The sequence below is a fragment of the Pseudomonas sp. SZ57 genome, from assembly GCF_009495975.1.
Taxonomy (GTDB): domain Bacteria; phylum Pseudomonadota; class Gammaproteobacteria; order Pseudomonadales; family Pseudomonadaceae; genus Aquipseudomonas; species Aquipseudomonas syringae.
On record NZ_WIBD01000002.1, the window covers coordinates 755,832 to 773,664 of the forward strand.

The window sequence follows — 17,833 nt, forward strand, 5'->3', positions numbered from 1 at the left end:
CGTTCTCTCGTCTATCAAAGTCTGGTCAGGGACAGGCCAGCCCAGGTTGCGAGCAGCCCGCCGAATACGCTGATACCGGCATAGCCGAGGGCCAGCGGTACCTGCCCGCTTTCCAGCAGGCGCAGCGTATCCAGTGAAAAGGATGAAAAGGTCGTCAGACCGCCTACAAAGCCGACAAGCAAGCCGGCACGAATTTCGATGGGCACTTCCGGACGCAGCAGGAACAGTCCGTACAGTACACCGATGATCAGGCACCCGACGATGTTGACCGCCAGCGTCGCCGCATAAAAATAACGTGGCCAGTTGGCGCTGACCCAGGTACCTGTCGCAAAGCGCAATAATGTACCAGCGATCCCGGCAATCGACACCGCAAGAATAGTCTGAATCATCACTTTCTCCGCTTACGAGGGCTGGCATCGTCCAATGCGTTCAGATGCCTGAGCTTTTCACCGATCTTGAGCTCCAGACCGCGAGGCACAGGCTGGTAATACTGCCGTGGCTCCAGCTCGTCTGGAAAGTAGTCTTCGCCAGCTGCGTAAGCATCAGGCTCATCATGGGCATAGCGATATTCTTCGCCATAACCGAGCTGCTTCATCAGCTTGGTAGGCGCATTGCGCAAGTGCAGTGGAACCTCCAGCGAACCGTGCTCGCCCGCTTCGCGCATGGCCGCCTTGAACGCCATGTAGACCGCGTTGCTTTTTGGCGCACAGGCGAGATAGACAATGGCCTGTGCAACCGCCAGTTCGCCCTCGGGACTGCCAAGGCGTTCCTGTACATCCCAGGCGGACATGCACAACGGCAGCGCACGAGGGTCGGCATTGCCGATATCTTCACTGGCCATGCGCACCACGCGGCGCGCCAGATACAGTGGGTCACAGCCACCGTCGATCATCCGCGCAAACCAGTACAGGGCCGCGTCGGGATTGGAACCGCGAATCGACTTGTGCAGTGCCGATATCTGGTCGTAGAACGCCTCGCCGCCCTTGTCGAAGCGGCGTCGACTGTCACCCAACAGGCTCTGCAGCAGCCCGACATCGATTTCGCTGCCGTCTTCGGCCAGGTCCGAGGCGTTCTCCAGCAGGTTGAGCATGCGCCGACCGTCGCCATCGGCGGCGGACATCAGAATCGCAAACCCCTCATCGCTCAGGGTCAACTGCCGCTTGCCCAGCCCGCGCTCTTCGGTCAGGGCACGATTGACCAGCTTGCGCAGCGCCGCCTCGTCCAGGCTTTTGAGCACGTAGACACGCGCCCGGGACAACAAGGCGTTGTTGAGCTCGAACGAGGGGTTTTCGGTGGTCGCGCCGATAAAGATCAGCGTGCCGTCCTCGACGTAAGGCAGGAAGGCATCCTGCTGTGACTTGTTGAAGCGGTGCACTTCGTCGACGAACAGGATGGTGCGCTTGCCGTACTGTCCGGCCTGCTGCCGGGCGACTTCGACGGCCTGACGGATTTCCTTGACCCCGGCCAGCACCGCCGAAACCGTCTCGAAGTGCGCGTCCGACACTTTGGCCAGCAGCTTCGCCAGGGTGGTCTTGCCCACCCCTGGCGGGCCCCAGAAAATCATCGAGTGCAGTGCGCCTTGCTCCAGCGCCTCACGCAGAGGCTTGCCGTGGGCAAGCACGTGTTCCTGGCCGACATATTCATCCAGGTTGGTAGCACGCAAACGTGCAGCCAGAGGCTGAGCTATCGGTTCGCGGCTGAACAAGTCCATGGTCAGAAATCGGCCCTTTTACTCTTGAATGACATCAGCGCCCTTGGGAATCTGGAACTGAAACTTGCTGGCTGCGATCGACTCGTTGGCCTTGACCCCGGTAAACAGGATATTGGTGCGCTGACCCACGCTGTCGATCAATTGCATGTCGTTGATGATGCCGTTGCGAAACGACAGGCGCAGGCTGTCGAACAGCGTGTCCTTGGTCTTGGGCTTGAGCACGAAATCGATAACGCCACCCGCCTCTTTCGCGGTGATGTCGAAGCTTTCACTGATCTTCGATACATCACCGGACAACAGCAAGGCTGGAGTCTGGGTCAGGCGCTGGTCGAGCTTCTTGATCGTCACCTGCTCCAGATCAGGGTCCCACAGCGAGACTTTCTTGCCGTCCGAGACCATCAACTGCTCCTGTGGCGCATCGGTATGCCAGTTGAACAGGCCGGGACGCTGCAGGGCCATTTCGCCGGTGGTTTCCTGCAACTGGGTACCGCCACCGTCCAGCGTCAGTTGCGAGAAGCGCGCGGTCAGGGTCTGGGATTTCTCCAGCAACTGAGTCAGGCGCGCCACGTCTTTGCTGTCGGCATGGGCGGGGATCATGGAGAAGGTCAGTGCGGTGGCCAACAGCATGCGGATAAGGCGCATGGGATTCCTCTTTGAAGTCGATGATGATGCGACAGCGTGGCGTGCACGCCGTCGCCGCAATACGGGGTGATAAAAATCAGTCGCGCACCGGCCCTGGGGCCAGGACTTCGCGCGAACCGTTGGTATTCATGGAGGTCACGACCCCTGCCATTTCCATCGCTTCGATCATGCGCGCTGCGCGGTTATAGCCGATCTTCAACTTGCGCTGTACGGCAGAAATCGAAGCGCGACGGCTTTCCAGCACGAACTTGACGGCCTCATCGTAAAGCGCGTCGCTTTCGCTGTCTTCACTGCCTTCGCCGCCACCGCCATCGAAGCCGCTGCCGGGCTCTTCGACGCCAGCGAGAATATCGTCGTTGTAGTCCGGGGAACCTCGCAGCTTCCAGGCTTCTACCACACGATGCACTTCTTCGTCGGAAACGAACGCGCCATGCACACGAATCGGCAGGCTGGTGCCTGGCGGCATGTACAGCATGTCGCCGTGGCCCAACAGTTGTTCTGCACCGCCCTGGTCGATGATGGTCCGCGAATCGATCTTGCTCGACACCTGGAACGCCATACGCGTCGGAATGTTGGCCTTGATCAGACCGGTGATCACATCCACCGACGGACGCTGGGTCGCGAGAATCAGGTGGATGCCCGCAGCACGCGCTTTCTGGGCGATACGCGCGATCAGCTCTTCGACCTTTTTGCCGACGATCATCATCATGTCGGCGAACTCGTCCACCACCACGACGATGGTCGGCAGCTTGCTTAGCAGCGGCGCTTCGTCATGAATGCTTTCGCGCTTGTACAGCGGATCGGCAAGCGGCTCACCGGCGTCCTGGGCTTCCTTGACCTTCTGATTGAAGCCGGACAGGTTACGCACGCCCATCTTCGCCATCAGCTTGTAGCGGCGCTCCATCTCGGCAACGCTCCAGCGCAGGGCATTGGCGGCGTCCTTCATGTCGGTAACCACCGGGCACAACAGGTGCGGAATACCTTCGTAGATGGACAGCTCGAGCATTTTCGGGTCGATCATGATCAGCTTGGCGTCTTCCGGGCCGGACTTGAACAGGATCGACAGGATCATCGCGTTCACACCCACCGATTTACCGGAACCGGTCGTACCGGCCACCAGCAGGTGGGGCATCTTGGCCAGATCGGTAATCACCGGCTTGCCGCCGATGTCGTGGCCCAGCGCCAGGGTGACGGGCGACTTGGCGTTATCGTATTCGGGTGTGGACAACACCTCGGAGAAGCGCACGATCTGGCGATCTTCGTTAGGGATCTCGATACCGACGGTGGTCTTGCCCGGAATCACCTCGACCACACGAACGCTGGTCACGGCGAGCGAGCGCGCAAGGTCCTTGGCGAGGTTGGAAATGCGGCTGACCTTGACGCCGGCGGCTGGCTGGATCTCGTAGCGGGTAATGACCGGACCGGGGTGGATGGAGTCTACCGAGACCTCCACACCGAATTCCTTGAGCTTGATTTCCAGCAAATGACCGACGGCAGCCAGAGACTCTGGCGAATAGTTGAGCTGCTTCTTCTCTGCCGGGTCGAGGATGGAAATCGGCGGCAGCGTGCCTTCCACTGCGCTGTCCACGAACAGCGGGGCCTGCTTTTCCTTCATGACGCGCTTGCTGGGCTCTACAGGCTTCGAAGGCGCTGGCGCGATGACCGCTGGCACGTGTTTTTCGCGCTCGGTCATGTGTTTGCTCAACGACGCTTCACGCTCCACCAGACGTTCTCTGGCCTTGGCCTGCTCGCGACGATCGGGAGCCACAGGCGCCACCACATCGTTGACGCGCATGTCCACCTCACGCAACTGCGCAACCATCTGCTTGCGTTCGGCGCGGGCGGTCCACCAGCGGTTCGCAGCGCCCTGAAACAGTTCGAACAGGTCGAGGGTGATCTTGCCGGTGACATCCATCACCTTGAACCAGGACAGGTCGGTAAACACCGTCAGGCCAAACAGAAACAGGGCGATGAACAGCAAGGTGCTGCCTTGAATATTCAGCGCTTTCTTGGCCAGATCGCCGAGCACTTCGCCCAGCACACCGCCTGCCGAGCCTGGGAAGCCTGCCGAGAAATGAAAGTGGATATGCGCCAGCGCAGCGCCCGCGAGGATCAGGAACACCAGCCCGATCAGACGCCAGGAAAACAGCCAGCCGCTCCACTGCCAAGGCTCATGGCGATGGCGAAAGACCTGCCAGGCCTTGATCGCCAGCAACAGCGGGAAGATGTAGGCGAAATAGCCCAGAATCATGAACAGAATATCGGCACAGAACGCACCTGCACGCCCTGCGGCATTCTGCACCTGTGCCGCATTGCTGCTGGTATGGCTCCAGCCGGGATCGCTCTGATCGTAGGTCAGCAAGGCCATCATCAGATACAGGCACAGTGCGCCAAAGGCGATCAGGGCCCCTTCCTTGAGCCGGTAGTGCAATTGCTGCCGCCAAAGCGGGACAGCGCTGGGTGCTGGGGTGGATTTCTTCAAAACGCTTTATTTCCTGCGCAATAGCGCGAACATCTCGTTGATTGACCAGAAACGGCTGTCGGACGGCACTGACTACTCCCGCATGGACAGGGAGCGCAGACAGCGGGAAAGCCTGTCGACAGACGCTTGAATGATAACGCCCAAAACAGGCATTGTACGGTTTTACAGCCACTTGAGTCTGTACGAAAACACACCAGATCCACTTCAGACGGTTCCGCAAGACGGAACACGCTTTCACCTTCACTGACGATGTTCAATTTGAGCATGCATTACGTTTTGTGACAAAGGCTTATGGCGTGTTTCTGTCAACGGCCCGCAACATGAACGACCACATGACCGCTGCGAGGCTCGCGCCCTACCGCATGCACAAGGTACGCGCCATAATGACAACCGCTTGTGACCACGCCTGTCGCACAGAGTTGCACACACAGACAGGTGCGCCCTCCCCTTCCGTAAAGTTGTGATGCCATGCTGACCTGGTTGACCCGCAACAGCCTCGATTTCCCCCCACTGGAAAAAGCCCTTCGTGAACCCAACGGTTTACTTGCCGCAGGCGGAGACTTGTCGGCCGATCGCCTGATCAGCGCCTATCGACACGGCTGCTTTCCCTGGTTTCAGGACGGTCAGCCGATTCTCTGGTGGTCTCCCGATCCGCGCACCGTGCTGTTTCCTGAAGAACTGCACATCTCGCGAAGCCTCGGCAAGGTTCTGCGCCAGTCGCGCTATCGGGTGACCTTCGATCAGGATTTTGCCAGCGTGATCAAGGCCTGCGCGGCGCCTCGCAGCTACGCCAACGAAACCTGGATAACCGGCTCGATGCAGGCGGCCTACGTTGAGTTGCACCGCCGTGGCCACGCGCACAGCGTCGAGGTCTGGGATCAGGATGAACTGGTCGGCGGACTGTACGGCCTGGCAATGGGCCAGCTGTTTTTCGGCGAGTCGATGTTCAGCCGGGCAGACAACGCCTCGAAAGTCGGCTTTGCCACCCTGGTAGAGCATTTGACTGACTGGGGATTTGTGTTGATCGATTGCCAGATGCCCACTCAACATCTGCATAGCTTCGGCGCGCGCGCCATTCCTCGGCAGACTTTTGCCGATTACCTGTCCCGCCATCTGGATCAGCCGACCGACGCCGACTGGTCAGCTAGGCGAGTTTGACAGGCTGGCATACACTCATGGTAAGGATTCACCATTAGGCGACGACCATGACAGAGCTGGCGAGGCTGAAGTTTTATGCCACTCAACCGCACACTTGCAGTTACCTGCCCGAAGAGCAGGCGACGACCCTGTTTCTGGACCCCAGCCAGCCGATGGATGTACAGGTCTATGCCGACCTGTCGGATATGGGTTTTCGCCGCAGCGGTGATCACCTCTATCGCCCGCACTGCCAAAACTGCAGCGCCTGTGTACCTGCACGCATTCCGGTGAGCCTCTTCGTTCCCGACCGTCAGCAAAAACGCATTCTGAAACGCAATGCCGACATTCAGGTGCAAAGCGCCAAACCGGTGTTCACTCAGGAATATTTCGATCTTTATCAGCGTTATATCGAACAGCGTCACGCTGACGGCGACATGTTTCCGCCAAGCCGTGAGCAATTTTCGACATTTCTGGTTCGCGACCTGCCCTTTTCGCGCTTTTACGAGTTTCGGGTCGATCAACGCCTGCTGGCAGTTGCCGTCACCGACCTTCTGCCCAATGGGCTTTCAGCGGTCTATACGTTCTATGAACCCGATGAAGAACGCCGCAGTCTGGGCCGTTACGCGATTTTGTGGCAGATCGCCGAAGCGGCCAGGCTGCAACTGCAGGCGGTGTACCTCGGCTACTGGATCAAGAACTGCAAAAAGATGAATTACAAGACCCAATATCGCCCCATCGAGCTGCTCACCAATCAAAGATGGGTCACTCTGTATTGAACCCCTTGGCTTAAACTGGTTTTTTCGGGCACAATGCACGCCGCTTTTGCCTGGCGCCACTTGCACCGGGCCACTCATTTGTATACCGAGGGCTTTACTGCATGTCGAAAGAAGACAGCTTCGAAATGGAAGGCACTGTCGTCGACACCCTGCCCAACACCATGTTTCGCGTGGAGTTGGAAAACGGGCACGTCGTAACCGCGCATATCTCCGGCAAGATGCGCAAGAATTACATCCGTATTCTGACCGGTGACAAAGTGCGCGTAGAGCTGACGCCCTATGACCTGAGCAAAGGGCGCATCACCTACCGCGCTCGCTAAACAGGCATTAACGAAAACGCCCGGCATAAGCCGGGCGTTTTTGTATGCCTGTTTTTTACAGTCGATGTCTTCGACCTGCCCCGCATCCATCAATGATGCGGGGCGAGGCGTCGGCTATCAGGCCATTTCTGCCGTGGTTTCGAAATCAAAGGTGATCTCGCCATCCTTGATATCGATGTGAACCACGCCGCCATGTTCTGACAGTTCGCCGAACAGGATCTCTTCGGCGAGAGGCCGTTTGATCTTGTCCTGAATCAGGCGCGCCATAGGTCTGGCACCCATTGCCGCATCGTAACCACCCTGCGCCAGCCAGCTTCTCGCCGCCTCGGACACTTCGAGCAGTACGCGCTTGTCTTCCAGCTGGGCCTGAAGCTCGGTGAGGAACTTGTCGACCACGCTCTTGATGACTTCGTGGCTGAGGCGACCGAACTGAATGATGGTATCCAGACGGTTGCGGAACTCCGGCGTGAAGCTCTTCTTGATCACTTCCATCGCGTCAGACGAGTGGTCCTGATGCGTGAAACCGATCGAAGCGCGCGCAGCAGACTCGGCCCCGGCGTTGGTAGTCATGATCACGATCACATTGCGGAAGTCCGCCTTGCGCCCGTTATTGTCGGTCAGCGTACCGTGGTCCATCACCTGCAGAAGCAGATTGAAGACTTCCGGGTGAGCCTTTTCGATTTCATCGAGCAACAGCACGCAATGCGGCTGACGGGTGATGGCCTCGGTCAGCAGACCGCCCTGATCGAAACCGACGTAGCCCGGAGGCGCACCGATCAGACGGGAAACGGTATGCCGTTCCATGTACTCGGACATGTCGAAACGGATCAACTCGACGCCCAGAGCCTTGGCCAGCTGACGAGCCGCCTCGGTCTTGCCGACGCCCGTAGGACCGGCAAACAGGAACGAACCGACCGGTTTGTCAGGCGACTTGAGACCTGCCCGAGACAGTTTGATCGCAGTCGACAACGAATCGATGGCCGCATCCTGTCCAAACACCGTGAGCTTGAGATCGCGCTCCAGATTACGCAGCAGTTCCTTGTCGGAACTGTTGACGTGCTTTGGCGGAATGCGCGCGATCTTGGCGACAATGTCTTCGACCTGAGGCACGTCGATACGCTTGACGCGTTGTTCGACAGGCTGCAGACGCTGATAGGCACCCGCTTCATCGATCACATCAATGGCTTTGTCAGGCATATGACGGTCGTTGATGTAGCGCGAAGCGAGCTCGGCGGCGGCGCGCAGGGCCTCGTCGCTATACTCGATGCTGTGATGCTGCTCGAAACGGCTTTTCAGGCCGCGCAGGATGCCGATGGTGTCCTCGACCGAAGGCTCGGACACGTCGACTTTCTGGAAGCGACGTGCCAGGGCACGATCCTTCTCGAAAATCCCGCGAAACTCCTGAAAGGTGGTCGAACCGATACAACGGATCTCGCCGGACGACAGCAGCGGCTTGAGCAGGTTGGAAGCATCCATCACCCCGCCGGAAGCTGCGCCAGCACCGATGATCGTGTGGATCTCGTCAATGAACAGGATCGCCTGAGGACGCTTGCGCAGCTCGTTGAGCAACGCCTTGAAGCGCTTCTCGAAATCGCCGCGGTATTTCGTCCCGGCCAGCAATGCGCCCAGGTCGAGCGAGTAGACGACGCTGTTGGCAAGCAGGTCAGGCACCTGATTGTCGACGATGCGCTTGGCCAGACCTTCGGCGATGGCCGTTTTACCGACACCCGCTTCACCGACCAGCAAAGGATTGTTCTTGCGACGACGAGCCAGAATCTGTGCAACCCGCTCGACTTCGCTTTCGCGGCCGACCAGTGGATCGATGCGCCCCTGACGCGCCAACTCGTTCAGATTGCTGGCATAGGCATCCAGAGGATTGCCTGAGGAAGATGCTTCACCGCCCTCGTCATCCTGCATATCCTGTTCACCTTCAGAAGAGTGTTCGCCATGCCCTGGAACCTTGGAGATACCGTGGGCGATGTAGTTGACGACATCGATCCGGGCCACGCTCTGCTGCTTGAGCAGAAATACGGCCTGGCTTTCCTGCTCACTGAAAATCGCAACCAGCACATTGGCGCCGGTCACTTCGCGCTTGCCTGAGCTCTGCACATGGAAGACTGCCCGTTGCAGCACACGCTGGAACCCGAGCGTCGGTTGTGTCTCGCGGTCCTCGTCATGAACGGGGATCAGCGGAGTAGTGGAGTCGATGAACTCCTGCAGATCATGCTTGAGTTTATCGAGGTTTGCGCCGCAGGCACGCAGGACAGTGGCTGCAGCCTCATTATCCAATAGAGCCAGCAGGAGATGCTCGACCGTCATGAACTCATGACGCTTCGAACGTGCCTCCTTGAAGGCAAGATTGAGGGTGACTTCGAGCTCACGGTTTAACATAGCTTCACCTCATACCCAAGTGGTCGGCGTTTAACCGTCCTTCTCGATCTCACAGAGTAGCGGATGCTGGCTCTCCCTGGCGTATTGATTGACCTGCATTGCCTTGGTCTCGGCGATGTCGCGGGTAAACAATCCGCAGACTGCCCGTCCCTCTGTATGGACGGCCAGCATGACTTTGGTGGCCAGCTCACGATTCAGATTAAAAAACACCTCGAGTACTTCTACGACGAAATCCATCGGGGTGTAGTCATCGTTGAATAAAACCACCTTGTACATCGGTGGCGCCTGCAGGGTCGGCTTGGCGTCCTGCACCGCAATGCCCGCCGAGTCGTCCTCGTGCGACTGCGGATCATCCTGATTGAATGTTAGTCGAATCTTGCTGAATGCATGCATGGAAAGAAATGTTCGTTTGAGGGCGGATTGAGCAATTTAGTCGCAGTCTGGACGGTTTTTAAATGGGCTGCCACATGACCTTGACTATCAGCTAAACGGTGTTACAAACAATAGAGCCCACATTGGGTAAAAAGGGTCCGCGCAGTCAACCAAAATTTTTTTGGGTGGGCAGCGGATTGAAGTGGATGATACTCCTGACGGAGTCCTTTGCAGAGGGAGATGGTGATGATTGAAGGAAAAGTCAAGTGGTTCAACAATGCAAAAGGGTTTGGGTTCATAAACGCTGAAGACAAGAGTGACGAGGATCTGTTCGTTCATTTCTCGGCCATCGAAATGGACGGTTACAAAACTCTAAGGGCTGGCCAGAAAGTCAGATTTGAACGCGTCCACGGTCCAAAAGGGCTTCAGGCGATAAAAATCAGCAGTTCGGAAGAAAAAAAGCTGGATCCGGCAAAAGAAACAAATCCGCTGCACCAGCAGGACCACGCTCACGCGGACGCCTGATACTCATGTTGAAAAAGTGATTAGACCTATAGTGGCAGCCATCAGAGCCAGCCGAATTAATAGAAACATGCAATGAGCTTTGCCGGAGACGTAAAAAGACAGGGACATTGGTCTGTTTTATATCCGTCACGCTCCACAGGGTGTCGAATTAGCGGTTATTGCACCGCGGATGCCCAGACTCCAATTCAGGACGTTCCGCTCGTCTGCTCCAAACCCCTCTGAGCAACGAAAATCGCCCTTCCCATCCGATCCCCCGCCTCAGCGCTTGCCAAGCCCCACATGCAGGCATTCCAGACACCTGTATGGAAGACTGCGCGTTCGACCAACGGCGGATATTCATTTTTCGATAGCTCGCATAGCATTAATGCTTGGTGCCAATGGTTTGATATACTCGCGCCGTGACCGCAGAGTCATCAAGGCCGACCCGTCCGAATTCTGACCCTCGGCCTTCCTTATGCGTCGGGCTGCTACCTGACCCGACAGCTTGACGCTCGACTGATGCACCCAACATCACCGCGAATAAACCTCGACCTGGCTCATGGCCGAACCGTGGGCAAGCGCGCTTAGAATGCGCGTATCGAGATTTTGTGCATGCTCAGCAAAAGAGAGTTAATACGAATGTCCAACCGCTCGAAGATCATCTACACCTTCACCGACGAAGCTCCGGCCCTCGCCACCTATTCGCTGCTGCCTATTATCGAAGCGTTCACAGCCTCCTCCGATATCGACGTGGAAACGCGCGACATCTCCCTGGCGGGCCGTGTTCTTTCAAGCTTCCCGGAGTCGCTTGGCGCCGATCAACAAGTGCCGGATCATCTCGCCGAGCTGGGCAAACTGGCCACTACGCCAGAAGCCAACATCATCAAGCTGCCTAACATCAGCGCCTCGGTCCCGCAATTGAAGGCGACCATCAAGGAGCTTCAGGATCAGGGCTACAAGATTCCCGACTACCCTGAAAACCCTGCCACCGACGCGGAAAAAGAAATCCGCGCACGCTACGACAAGACCAAGGGCAGCGCCGTGAACCCGGTTCTGCGCGAAGGCAACTCCGATCGCCGTGCCCCACTGTCGGTCAAGAACTACGCGCGTAAGCACCCGCACAAGATGGGCGCCTGGTCAGCTGACTCCAAGGCTCACGTTGCACACATGAGCAACGGCGACTTCTACGGCAGCGAAAAAGCCGCCGAGATCGCAGCCGACAACACCGTCAAGATCGAGCTCGTCGCCCAGGACGGCACCACCACCGTCCTGAAGGAAAAAACCTCCGTCAAGGCTGGCGAAGTCGTCGACTGCTCGGTCATGAGCGCCAAGGCCCTGCGCAGCTTCATTGCTGCCGAAATCGAAGACGCCCGCAAGCAGGGCGTGCTGTTTTCGGTGCACTTGAAAGCCACCATGATGAAGATCTCCGACCCGATCATGTTTGGCCAGATTGTCGACGAGTTCTACAAGGACGCGCTGACCAAGCACGCCGATACGCTCAAGCAGATCGGCTTCAGCCTGAACAACGGCATCGGCGACCTGTACGAGCGTATCACTGCCCTGCCCGCTGACAAGCAGGCAGAAATCAAGGCTGACATCAAAGCGGTCTATGCCGTTCGTCCACAGCTGGCGATGGTCAATTCCGACAAGGGCATCACCAACCTGCACGTGCCGAGCGACGTTATCGTCGACGCCTCGATGCCAGCGATGATTCGTGACTCCGGCAAGATGTGGGGCACAGACGGTCAGTTGCACGATGCCAAGGCCGTCATTCCGGATCGCTGCTACGCCACCATTTATCAAGCGGTCATCGAAGACTGCAAGAAAAATGGCGCATTCGACCCGACTACCATGGGCAGCGTACCGAACGTCGGCCTGATGGCTCAGAAGGCCGAAGAGTATGGCTCCCACGACAAGACGTTCCACATTCAGACCAACGGCGTGGTTCGCGTAACCGACAGCCAGGGCAACCTGCTGATGGAACAGAACGTCGAAGCCGGCGATATCTGGCGTATGTGCCAGGCCAAGGATGCACCGATCCAGGATTGGGTGAAACTGGCCGTCAACCGTGCCCGCGCCAGCAACACCCCGGCTATCTTCTGGCTGGACTCGTCCCGCGCCCACGACAGCGTGATGATCGAGAAAGTGCGCAAGTACCTGGGCGATCACGACACGTCGGGCCTGGATATCCAGATCCTGTCACCTGTCGACGCGATGAAGCTGACCCTGGAACGCACTCGCGCAGGCAAGGACACCATTTCGGTGACCGGCAACGTTCTGCGCGACTACCTGACTGACCTGTTCCCGATTATGGAACTGGGCACCAGCGCGAAGATGCTGTCGATCGTTCCGCTGATGAACGGCGGCGGTCTGTTCGAAACCGGCGCGGGTGGTTCGGCTCCGAAGCACGTGCAGCAGTTCGTCGAGGAAAACTTCCTGCGCTGGGATTCGCTGGGCGAATTCCTGGCTCTGGCGGCGTCGCTCGAGCATCTGGGCCATGCTTACAACAATCCGAAAGCGCTGGTTCTGTCCAAGACCCTCGACCAGGCCACTGGCGAGTTCCTGGACCGCAACAAGTCGCCTTCGCGCAAGGTAGGCGGTATCGACAACCGCGGCAGCCACTTCTACCTGACCCTGTTCTGGGCTCAGGCACTGGCTGCTCAGAACGACGATGCAGACCTCAAGGCGCAGTTCGCACCTCTGGCCAAGACCCTGACCGACAACGAAGAAAAAATCGTTGCCGAGCTGAACGCCGTTCAGGGCAAGCCGGTGGACATTGGCGGCTACTACTTCCCTAACCCGGAAGTCACCAGCAAGGCCATGCGCCCGAGCGCCACGCTCAACGCGGCCATCGCCGCGCTGTAAGAGGCAATCCGAGGCGGTGCATAAAAATGCACCGCCTCGCAAAAAAATCCCCGGCTTGTTGCCGGGGATTTTTTTTACCCATGAAAAATTTCAGCTACAGGTGTGATCTCTCGCAACTGGGAGATCCCAGCTCAAGAACATGATCACCCCCTTTCAGCTTTTCAGCGTGCGCGAAAGAAAGTCGCGAATGTATTCGGCGACCTCAGGCGCGTGTGTTTCCAATGCAAAGTGCCCTGCATCCAGCAGATGCACTTCAGCAGCCGGGACGTCCTTGCGATAAGCATGCGCGCCGGGCGGTATGAACGCCGGATCGTGCTTGCCCCAGACCGCCAGCAAGGGAGGCTGATATTTGCGCAGGTATTCCTGAAACGAGGGGTAAGCCGCTACGTTACTGCGGTAGTCAAGAATCAGGTCAAGCTGGATCTCTTCTGCGCCCGGCCGCGCCATATACAGAATGTCGAGGTTGTAGCCATCGGGAGAAAGCTTTTCAGGATCGGCTCCCGTACCGTATTGCCAGTCCCGGATGACTTGCGGTGACAACGAGGCGCGACAGGCTTCGCGATTGGCCGCCGAAGGCTCGCGCCAATAGGCTTGCCACGGGCCCCATTGATCGCTGAATCCTTCCAGATAGGCGTTGCCGTTCTGACTGATGATTGCAGTGACCTTCTCCGGGTTCGCCGCTGCGAGCCGCAAACCTGTCGGTGCGCCATAGTCGAATAGGTATAACGCGTACTTCTTCAGGCCCAATGCCTCGGTGAAGCCCTCGATCACCTTGTAAAGGTTTTCGAATGTGTAATCGAACTGCCCGCGCGGTGGAGCCTTGGTATTACCGAATCCAGGCAAATCGGGAGCGATCAGGCGGTACTGACTCGCCAGCAAGGGCATCAGGTCGCGAAACATGTGGCTGGAACTCGGAAAACCATGAAGCAACAGCAGCACCGGGGCGTCCTTGGGCCCGACTTCGCGATAGAACACATTGACGTCCCCTACCTGCTGAGTGTGAAACGTCACGCGGAAGGCATCATCACTGTTCATTGCATTTTCCCTGGATAGAGGTTTATTGCTTGCAGAAGCGGCGCTCACCAACGACGCCCCGAGAGCAGAAGCAGCGCCTAACGCTGACACCTGTAAAACCTTGCGCCGACTGACACCGGATGCGGCATTTTCAGCGTCGGCTGAACCGAAATTTTTCATAGAAAAGTCTGACCGGGCTGGATGAATGAGTCGCCATCCTAATCATTGCGTCTGAAATGCAGAATCACCGCAAAAATCAATTCACCATTTCAAAATCTGAAATGCTGATACGATTTCACATCTCTCGTGGCAAGCAGGCGGCCTATGGACCGTATTCAGGAAATGACGCTTTTTGCCGCACTTGCCGAGCAAACCAGTTTTGCCGGGGTGGCTCGCCACTTTGGCCTGTCGACCGCCACGGTCACCCGGGCTGTCGCGAGCCTGGAGAGCCGCCTGGGCATCCTGCTGGTGGTGCGCACCACTCGCAATATGCGGCTCACCGAGGCGGGCCAGCGCTTCGCCGCTGATTGCCGCCGACTGCTTGCCGACCTTGATGAGGCTGAAAGCGCGGCAGGCGGCTTGCATGCGTTGCCAGGCGGAATGCTGACGGTCACTGCACCTCAGATGTTCGGCGCGCTGCATGTCGTGCCCGTAATGACGAGCTTTCTCGAGCGGTTTCCGGCTGTCGACATCCGCGCCATTCTGGTCGACCGGGTAGTGTCCATGCTTGATGAGGGCGTCGACGTGGCGGTCAGGATCGGCACCCTGCCCGATTCGTCTCTTACCGCAATCCCGACAGGTAGCGTGCGGCGCATGGTTTGCGCCTCCCCTGCCTATCTCGAAAAGCATGGAGCCCCGCAGCATCCCGACGATTTGCGACAGCATTCGACAGTTTCAACCACCACCGCCGAACGCTCGCCTCACTGGCTTTTCCGGATCGATGACAAGCATTATTCAGTAGACGTTGCCTCGAGACTCAGCCTGACGTCTTATCAGGCGGCGATCAGCGCAGCGTTACAGGGCTGGGGACTGACCCAGGTGCCGCACTATCAGATACGCGAGCACCTGCAGGAAGGCAGGCTCAAGTGCGTTCTGGACACGTTCGAAATAATGCCGGAACCGGTTCACGTTGTTTACCTGGAGGGCCGTCGTCGCTCATCCAAAGTGCGAGCCTTTGTGGACTTCTGCGTCAGCGCCTTGAGGCATGATCTGCAGTTCGAGCAACAATAAGCTGTTACGGCTGACTCATTACCCTGCAAGGAGACCCTTATCATGACCTGGCAAGCCCACGTTACTGTCGCCACCATCGTCGAAGATCAAGGCCGCTTTCTGTTCGTCGAAGAAATCAAAGGCGGACGCGCCGTACTCAACCAACCCGCCGGGCACCTCGACCCGAACGAGAGCCTGCAACGCGCTGCGGTGCGTGAAACCCTGGAAGAAACCGGCTGGGACGTCGAATTGACCAGCGTGGTGGGCATCTACCTGTACACCGCACCGAGCAATGGCGTGACCTACCAGCGCATCTGCTTTGCCGCCAAGGCCCTGCGCCACCATCCGGAATATCAACTCGATGAAGGTATCGTCGGCGCAGTCTGGCTGACTCGCGATGAACTGATAGCCCAGCAGGAGCGCTGGCGCAGCGAGCTGGTATTGCGCTGCCTGAACGACTACCTCGATGGTGAACATTTCAGTCTCGACCTGCTGCGCGACAAGGCGTGAGACTCGACGCCCTCAGCCTGATAGAATCGCGTCCTTTTACAGGTCAGCCGTTGAATCCCCATGCGTGATCCAGCCCCCTCGAACTCAGAAATGAAGCGCGTCATAGTCGGCATGTCCGGCGGCGTGGACTCTTCCGTTTCCGCCGTACTGCTCATGGAGCAGGGTTATCAGGTGGAAGGCTTGTTCATGAAGAACTGGGAAGAAGACGACGGAACGGAATACTGCACCGCCCGCGAGGACCTGGCAGATGCCCAGGCCGTGTGCGACAAGATCGGCATCAAGCTGCACACGGCCAACTTCGCGGCCGAGTACTGGGACAACGTCTTCGAGCACTTCCTGGAAGAGTACAAGGCCGGGCGCACGCCGAATCCGGACATCCTGTGTAACCGGGAAATCAAGTTCAAGGCGTTTCTCGACTACGCACTGATGCTCGGCGCCGACCTTATTGCTACAGGCCACTACGTACGCCGCCGCGACATCGATGGACGCACCGAACTGCTCAAGGGCCTGGACCCGAACAAGGACCAGAGCTACTTCCTGCACGCCGTTGGCGGCGAGCAGATTGCCCGTACGCTGTTCCCGGTTGGCGAGCTGGAAAAACCGGAAGTGCGCGCCATTGCCGAAAAACATGGCCTGGCCACTGCCAAGAAGAAGGACTCCACCGGAATCTGCTTCATTGGCGAGCGCCGCTTCACCGATTTTCTGCGTCAGTACCTGCCCGCCCAGCCAGGCGAAATCAAGACCACCGAAGGTGAAGTCATCGGTCGTCACAGCGGCCTGATGTACCACACCATCGGCCAGCGTCAGGGTCTGGGCATCGGCGGTCTCAAGGATGCCAGCGATGATCCGTGGTACGTGCTGGTCAAGGACCTGGACAACAATGAACTGATTGTCGGTCAAGGCAATGATCACCCCTGGCTGTTTTCCCGTGCGCTGGTTTCTTCGGAAATCTATTGGGTCAACCCTATCGACCTGAGCAGCCCGCGCAGGCTCACCGCGAAGGTCCGTTATCGTCAGGGCGACCAGCCATGCACGCTGGAAAAATCCGCCGACGGTTACCGCGCCACATTCGATGACCCGCAACGCGCCGTCACTCCCGGTCAGTCCGTGGTGTTCTACGACGGCGAAATCTGTCTGGGTGGCGGCGTGATCGAAATTGCCGAACCCTGGACCAGCAAGGACAAGCGTTGATGAGCCCGACTCAGGAACAACTGATCGCTCTGGGTGGTGTATTCCAGGCCGCCGTGCTGGTCGACCGGATCGCCAAGACCGGTCAGATCAGCGAAGCGGCCCTGAGCTGCATGCTCGGCAGCCTGCTGGTGGTCGACCCCAAGGACACACTGGACGTCTTCGGCGGCGACGACCTCAATCTGCACGAAGGCTATCGCGCCATGGCCAGCGCCCTGGAGCGTGACCCGGCAACCTTGCAACGCGAGCCTTTGCGCTACGCCCTGTCGATGCTCGGCCTCGAGCGTCAGTTGGCCAAGCGCGATGACCTGCTTGAAGTGATCGGCAAACGCATTCCGGTGATTCAGTCCCAGGTCGAGCATTTTGGCATCGCCCACGAGAACGTGATTGCCGCGACCGGCGCGCTGTATCAGGACACCCTGAGCACCTTGCGCCAGCGCATACAGGTACAAGGCGACATGCGCAACCTGCAGCAGCCGAACAATGCCTCGAAGATTCGCGGCATTTTGCTGGCCGGTATTCGCTCTGCCCGGCTGTGGCGGCAAGTTGGCGGTCATCGCTGGCAACTGGTGTTCAGCCGCCGCAAGTTGTTGAAAGAACTCTACCCATTGCTGCACGGCTGACCCGCCGCGCGCCAATGACCTTCACCACCCCAGGCACGACGCTGTCTACGCTGGTCAGCGGGCTCCGGTCCGACTGACTTTTCATGTAT

16 protein-coding genes are annotated in these 17,833 nt (G+C 58.2%); 9 read left to right on the top strand and 7 right to left on the bottom strand.

The window, feature by feature from the left end; all coding sequences use genetic code 11:
- Positions 1–14: 14 nt before the first annotated feature.
- The 4 genes from crcB to ftsK form a co-directional block, all read right to left on the bottom strand.
- The gene (crcB, locus tag GE543_RS03445; protein ID WP_003317947.1) at positions 15–389 is read right to left on the bottom strand and encodes a fluoride efflux transporter CrcB; all 375 of its coding nucleotides are present in this window, start codon (positions 387–389) and stop codon (positions 15–17) included.
- Positions 389–1,711: a replication-associated recombination protein A gene (locus tag GE543_RS03450; RefSeq protein WP_003405078.1), complete on the bottom strand. Its 1,323-nt coding sequence runs from the start codon at positions 1,709–1,711 to the stop codon at positions 389–391. Before GE543_RS03450 ends, crcB begins: the two co-directional genes overlap by 1 nt.
- An 18-nt stretch (positions 1,712–1,729) precedes the next feature.
- Positions 1,730–2,353, bottom strand: a complete 624-nt coding sequence (gene lolA / locus GE543_RS03455) for an outer membrane lipoprotein chaperone LolA (protein ID WP_003371767.1) — start codon at positions 2,351–2,353, stop codon at positions 1,730–1,732.
- 76 nt (positions 2,354–2,429) lie between these two features.
- Positions 2,430–4,835 carry a DNA translocase FtsK gene (ftsK, locus tag GE543_RS03460; protein ID WP_003343466.1) on the bottom strand — a complete coding sequence of 802 codons (2,406 nt, stop codon included), beginning with the start codon at positions 4,833–4,835 and terminating at the stop codon, positions 2,430–2,432.
- 468 nt (positions 4,836–5,303) lie between these two features.
- Between ftsK and aat the strand changes: the two genes are divergently transcribed.
- From aat to infA, 3 genes are all read left to right on the top strand, one after another.
- Entirely contained in the window at positions 5,304–5,993 is a 690-nt protein-coding gene (gene aat, locus GE543_RS03465; RefSeq protein WP_046235391.1) for a leucyl/phenylalanyl-tRNA--protein transferase, read from the top strand.
- Positions 5,994–6,040: 47 nt separating this feature from the next.
- On the top strand, positions 6,041–6,748 hold the full coding sequence (locus tag GE543_RS03470) for an arginyltransferase (protein WP_003371761.1): 708 nt from the start codon (positions 6,041–6,043) through the stop codon (positions 6,746–6,748).
- Between the two features lie 101 nt (positions 6,749–6,849).
- Entirely contained in the window at positions 6,850–7,068 is a 219-nt protein-coding gene (gene infA, locus GE543_RS03475; protein WP_002553999.1) for a translation initiation factor IF-1, read from the top strand.
- Positions 7,069–7,185: 117 nt separating this feature from the next.
- Here the strand turns inward: infA and clpA are convergent, their stop codons facing one another.
- Entirely contained in the window at positions 7,186–9,459 is a 2,274-nt protein-coding gene (gene clpA / locus GE543_RS03480; RefSeq protein ID WP_003371759.1) for an ATP-dependent Clp protease ATP-binding subunit ClpA, read from the bottom strand.
- Between the two features lie 30 nt (positions 9,460–9,489).
- A complete protein-coding gene (gene clpS, locus GE543_RS03485) occupies positions 9,490–9,852 on the bottom strand; it encodes an ATP-dependent Clp protease adapter ClpS (RefSeq protein ID WP_003405085.1) in 363 nt (120 codons plus the stop codon).
- 219 nt (positions 9,853–10,071) lie between these two features.
- Here clpS and GE543_RS03490 point away from each other — a divergent pair, with 219 nt between their 5' ends.
- Together GE543_RS03490 and GE543_RS03495 are read left to right on the top strand one after the other, a co-directional pair.
- Positions 10,072–10,356, top strand: coding sequence for a cold shock domain-containing protein (locus GE543_RS03490; RefSeq protein ID WP_032703017.1), 285 nt, complete (start codon positions 10,072–10,074; stop codon positions 10,354–10,356).
- 618 nt (positions 10,357–10,974) lie between these two features.
- On the top strand, positions 10,975–13,200 hold the full coding sequence (locus GE543_RS03495) for an NADP-dependent isocitrate dehydrogenase (RefSeq protein ID WP_153220690.1): 2,226 nt from the start codon (positions 10,975–10,977) through the stop codon (positions 13,198–13,200).
- A gap of 153 nt (positions 13,201–13,353) precedes the next feature.
- On the opposite strand, the gene GE543_RS03500 is transcribed toward GE543_RS03495, so the two are convergent.
- Positions 13,354–14,235: an alpha/beta fold hydrolase gene (locus GE543_RS03500; RefSeq protein WP_153220692.1), complete on the bottom strand. Its 882-nt coding sequence runs from the start codon at positions 14,233–14,235 to the stop codon at positions 13,354–13,356.
- Between the two features lie 303 nt (positions 14,236–14,538).
- Here GE543_RS03500 and GE543_RS03505 point away from each other — a divergent pair, with 303 nt between their 5' ends.
- From GE543_RS03505 to hflD, 4 genes are read left to right on the top strand one after another with little or no spacing between them, the layout of a single operon-like run.
- Positions 14,539–15,444 (top strand): LysR family transcriptional regulator, encoded by a 906-nt coding sequence (locus GE543_RS03505; protein WP_153220694.1) that lies wholly within the window; start codon positions 14,539–14,541, stop codon positions 15,442–15,444.
- A 42-nt stretch (positions 15,445–15,486) separates the two neighbouring features.
- Positions 15,487–15,933: an NUDIX hydrolase gene (locus tag GE543_RS03510; RefSeq protein WP_153220696.1), complete on the top strand. Its 447-nt coding sequence runs from the start codon at positions 15,487–15,489 to the stop codon at positions 15,931–15,933.
- Between the two features lie 60 nt (positions 15,934–15,993).
- On the top strand, positions 15,994–17,124 hold the full coding sequence (gene mnmA / locus GE543_RS03515) for a tRNA 2-thiouridine(34) synthase MnmA (RefSeq protein WP_153220698.1): 1,131 nt from the start codon (positions 15,994–15,996) through the stop codon (positions 17,122–17,124).
- Entirely contained in the window at positions 17,124–17,744 is a 621-nt protein-coding gene (gene hflD / locus GE543_RS03520; RefSeq protein WP_003417603.1) for a high frequency lysogenization protein HflD, read from the top strand. Before mnmA ends, hflD begins: the two co-directional genes overlap by 1 nt.
- The last annotated feature ends 89 nt before the right edge of the window (positions 17,745–17,833 follow it).

What these genes read in the sequence shown, in the direction of transcription:
- crcB (WP_003317947.1), bottom strand. Translation starts at nt 389, where the DNA reads ATGATTCAGACTATTCTTGCGGTGTCGATTGCCGGGATCGCTGGTACA.
- GE543_RS03450 (WP_003405078.1), bottom strand. Translation starts at nt 1,711, where the DNA reads ATGGACTTGTTCAGCCGCGAACCGATAGCTCAGCCTCTGGCTGCACGT.
- lolA (WP_003371767.1), bottom strand. Translation starts at nt 2,353, where the DNA reads ATGCGCCTTATCCGCATGCTGTTGGCCACCGCACTGACCTTCTCCATG.
- aat (WP_046235391.1), top strand. Translation starts at nt 5,304, where the DNA reads ATGCTGACCTGGTTGACCCGCAACAGCCTCGATTTCCCCCCACTGGAA.
- GE543_RS03470 (WP_003371761.1), top strand. Translation starts at nt 6,041, where the DNA reads ATGACAGAGCTGGCGAGGCTGAAGTTTTATGCCACTCAACCGCACACT.
- infA (WP_002553999.1), top strand. Translation starts at nt 6,850, where the DNA reads ATGTCGAAAGAAGACAGCTTCGAAATGGAAGGCACTGTCGTCGACACC.
- clpA (WP_003371759.1), bottom strand. Translation starts at nt 9,459, where the DNA reads ATGTTAAACCGTGAGCTCGAAGTCACCCTCAATCTTGCCTTCAAGGAG.
- clpS (WP_003405085.1), bottom strand. Translation starts at nt 9,852, where the DNA reads ATGCATGCATTCAGCAAGATTCGACTAACATTCAATCAGGATGATCCG.
- GE543_RS03490 (WP_032703017.1), top strand. Translation starts at nt 10,072, where the DNA reads ATGGTGATGATTGAAGGAAAAGTCAAGTGGTTCAACAATGCAAAAGGG.
- GE543_RS03495 (WP_153220690.1), top strand. Translation starts at nt 10,975, where the DNA reads ATGTCCAACCGCTCGAAGATCATCTACACCTTCACCGACGAAGCTCCG.
- GE543_RS03500 (WP_153220692.1), bottom strand. Translation starts at nt 14,235, where the DNA reads ATGAACAGTGATGATGCCTTCCGCGTGACGTTTCACACTCAGCAGGTA.
- GE543_RS03505 (WP_153220694.1), top strand. Translation starts at nt 14,539, where the DNA reads ATGGACCGTATTCAGGAAATGACGCTTTTTGCCGCACTTGCCGAGCAA.
- GE543_RS03510 (WP_153220696.1), top strand. Translation starts at nt 15,487, where the DNA reads ATGACCTGGCAAGCCCACGTTACTGTCGCCACCATCGTCGAAGATCAA.
- mnmA (WP_153220698.1), top strand. Translation starts at nt 15,994, where the DNA reads ATGCGTGATCCAGCCCCCTCGAACTCAGAAATGAAGCGCGTCATAGTC.
- hflD (WP_003417603.1), top strand. Translation starts at nt 17,124, where the DNA reads ATGAGCCCGACTCAGGAACAACTGATCGCTCTGGGTGGTGTATTCCAG.